Consider the following 3,620-nt stretch of genomic DNA (forward strand, 5'->3'; position numbering starts at 1 on the left):
CGGGAGGGAGCCGTCGAAGGTGGGATTGGCGATTGGGACGAAGTCGTAACAAGGTAGCCGTACCGGAAGGTGCGGCTGGATCACCTCCTTTCTAAGGAGCACATCTGCATCGCACCCCGAAGAGTCGGGGATGGTAAACGCTGATGCCAGAGACCGTTTGTGTCCCCATTCGTGGGACCGCGGACGCTCATGGGTGGAACGCTGACAAACTTCCCGCAATCGAGTCTTCCTCAGTGGAGATTCGGTGGTGAATATATCGACACACTGTTGGGTCCTGAGAGAACACGCGAGTGACTCTCTAGGCGAAGATAACGACAAGACCGAGTGGTCACGCAGACCGCATCGGCTCCCTGTGAAAAGGGGGTGGGTGGGCATGGTGGTGGCGGTAGCTCGGTTTTGTGTGTTGTTTGAGAACTGCACAGTGGACGCGAGCATCTTTGTTAGTAAGTGTTTAAGAGCGTACGGTGGATGCCTTGGCACCAGGAGCCGATGAAGGACGTAGGAGGCTGCGATAAGCCTCGGGGAGCTGTCAACCGAGCTGAGATCCGAGGATTTCCGAATGGGGAAACCCAGCACGAGTGATGTCGTGTTACCCGCATCTGAATATATAGGGTGTGTGGAGGGAACGTGGGGAAGTGAAACATCTCAGTACCCACAGGAAGAGAAAACAATAGTGATTCCGTGAGTAGTGGCGAGCGAAAGCGGAAGAGGCTAAACCATGCACGTGTGATACCCGGCAGGGGTTGCGTGTGTGGGGTAGTGGGGCTCATTTTCTCATCACTGCCGTGATGGGCGAGAGTCAGAAACCGTTGTGTTAGTCGAAGTGGTCTGGAACGGCCTGTCGTAGAGGGTGAGAATCCCGTAGACGAAAACTCAGCGGCTCTTGTAGTGAGTACCCGAGTAGCAGCGGGCCCGTGAAATCTGCTGTGAATCTGCCGGGACCACCCGGTAAGCCTGAATACTCCCTGGTGACCGATAGCGGACTAGTACCGTGAGGGAAAGGTGAAAAGTACCCCGGGAGGGGAGTGAAATAGTACCTGAAACCGTGCGCTTACAATCCGTCAAAGCCTGCGAGTCGTTTGGTCGACTGTGGGTGATGGCGTGCCTTTTGAAGAATGAGCCTGCGAGTTAGTGGCATGTGGCGAGGTTAACCCGTGTGGGGTAGCCGTAGCGAAAGCGAGTCCGAATAGGGCGCCCAGAGTCGCATGTTCTAGACCCGAAGCGGAGTGATCTACCCATGGCCAGGGTGAAGCGACGGTAAGACGTCGTGGAGGCCCGAACCCACTTAGGTTGAAAACTGAGGGGATGAGCTGTGGGTAGGGGTGAAAGGCCAATCAAACTCCGTGATAGCTGGTTCTCCCCGAAATGCATTTAGGTGCAGCGTCACGTGTTTCACGCCGGAGGTAGAGCTACTGGATGGTCTAGGGGGCCTACAAGCTTACCGAAATCAGCCAAACTCCGAATGCCGGTGTGTGAGAGCGTGGCAGTGAGACTGCGGGGGATAAGCTTCGTAGTCGAGAGGGAAACAGCCCAGATCGCCGGCTAAGGCCCCTAAGCGTGTACTAAGTGGAAAAGGATGTGAAGTCGCGAAGACAACCAGGAGGTTGGCTTAGAAGCAGCCACCCTTGAAAGAGTGCGTAATAGCTCACTGGTCAAGTGATTTTGCGCCGACAATGTAGCGGGGCTCAAGTACACCGCCGAAGCCGCGGCACTCCAACAATACGTCCGCGCATCCTTACGGGGGTGCGTGCAGCGGTTGGGGTGGGTAGGGGAGCGTCCTATAGCCATGGAAGCAGCAGGGTGACCTAGTTGTGGAGGCTATGGGAGTGAGAATGCAGGCATGAGTAGCGAAAGACGAGTGAGAAACTCGTCCGCCGAATGACCAAGGGTTCCTGGGCCAGGTTAATCCGCCCAGGGTGAGTCGGGACCTAAGGCGAGGCCGACAGGCGTAGTCGATGGACAACGGGTTGATATTCCCGTACCCGTGTATCCGCGCCCATGATGAATCAGTTGTGCTAAGTGTCCTGAACTTCCGAGAAGACCTTCGGGTCTCGAGTGGAGGGATGCACATGACCCTGGCTGGTAGTAGTCAAGCGATGGGGTGACGCAGGAAGGTAGCTGGGCCAGTCAGTGGTTGTACTGGTGTAAGCCTGTAGGGCGTCCGGTAGGCAAATCCGCCGGACATATAGCCTGAGAGGTGATGCGTAGCCGATTGAGGCGAATTCAGTGATCCTATGCTGCCGAGAAAAGCCTCTAGTGAGTTGGTACACGGCCCGTACCCCAAACCGACACAGGTGGTCAGGTAGAGAATACTAAGGCGATCGAGAGAACTGTGGTTAAGGAACTCGGCAAAATGCCCCCGTAACTTCGGGAGAAGGGGGACCACAACTGGTGAACGGATTTACTCCGGGAGCTGGGGGTGGTCGCAGAGACCAGTGAGAAGCGACTGTTTACTAAAAACACAGGTCCGTGCGAAGTCGTAAGACGATGTATACGGACTGACGCCTGCCCGGTGCCGGAAGGTTAAGAGGACCGGTTAGCGCTTCGGCGCGAAGCTGAGAATTTAAGCCCCGGTAAACGGCGGTGGTAACTATAACCATCCTAAGGTAGCGAAATTCCTTGTCGGGTAAGTTCCGACCTGCACGAATGGCGTAACGACTTCTCAGCTGTCTCAACCACAGACTCGGCGAAATTGCATTACGAGTAAAGATGCTCGTTACGCGCGGCAGGACGAAAAGACCCCGGGACCTTCACTATAGCTTGGTATTGGTGTTCGGTACGGTTTGTGTAGGATAGGTGGGAGACTGTGAAGCGGGCACGCCAGTGTTTGTGGAGTCATCGTTGAAATACCACTCTGATCGTATTGGACTTCTAACCTCGGACCATGATCTGGTTCAGGGACAGTGCCTGGTGGGTAGTTTAACTGGGGCGGTTGCCTCCTAAAATGTAACGGAGGCGCCCAAAGGTTCCCTCAGCCTGGTTGGCAATCAGGTGTCGAGTGCAAGTGCACAAGGGAGCTTGACTGTGAGAGCGACAGCTCGAGCAGGGACGAAAGTCGGGACTAGTGATCCGGCACCGGCAAGTGGAAGCGGTGTCGCTCAACGGATAAAAGGTACCCCGGGGATAACAGGCTGATCTTCCCCAAGAGTCCATATCGACGGGATGGTTTGGCACCTCGATGTCGGCTCGTCGCATCCTGGGGCTGGAGTAGGTCCCAAGGGTTGGGCTGTTCGCCCATTAAAGCGGCACGCGAGCTGGGTTTAGAACGTCGTGAGACAGTTCGGTCTCTATCCGCCGCGCGCGTCAGAAACTTGAGGAAGGCTGTCCCTAGTACGAGAGGACCGGGACGGACGAACCTCTGGTGTGCCAGTTGTTCCGCCAGGAGCACTGCTGGTTAGCTACGTTCGGAAGGGATAACCGCTGAAAGCATCTAAGCGGGAAGCCTGTTCCAAGATGAGGTTTCTCACCACCTTCGAGTGGTTAAGGCCCCCCACAGACCATGGGGTTGATAGGCCAGAACTGGAAGCCCGGTAACGGGTGTAGGTGACTGGTACTAATCGGCCGAGGACTTACCAACAAAGAAGCTACGCGTCCACTGTGCAGTATCTGAAACAACACAC

Annotated in this window: 2 rRNA genes (1 of these 2 cut by a window edge); both read left to right on the forward strand. The window is 55.8% G+C overall.

Annotated elements, in window-relative coordinates:
- A 16S ribosomal RNA gene (locus ACIA8C_RS43045) occupies nucleotides 1-91 on the forward strand (it extends 1,527 nt beyond the left edge of the window).
- Nucleotides 92-441: 350 nt separating this feature from the next.
- A 23S ribosomal RNA gene (locus ACIA8C_RS43050) occupies nucleotides 442-3,577 on the forward strand.
- The 16S and 23S rRNA genes sit together here, the layout of an rRNA operon.
- Nucleotides 3,578-3,620 lie beyond the last annotated feature (43 nt).

This window comes from Nocardia sp. NPDC051321, assembly GCF_044455225.1.
GTDB lineage: Bacteria > Actinomycetota > Actinomycetes > Mycobacteriales > Mycobacteriaceae > Nocardia.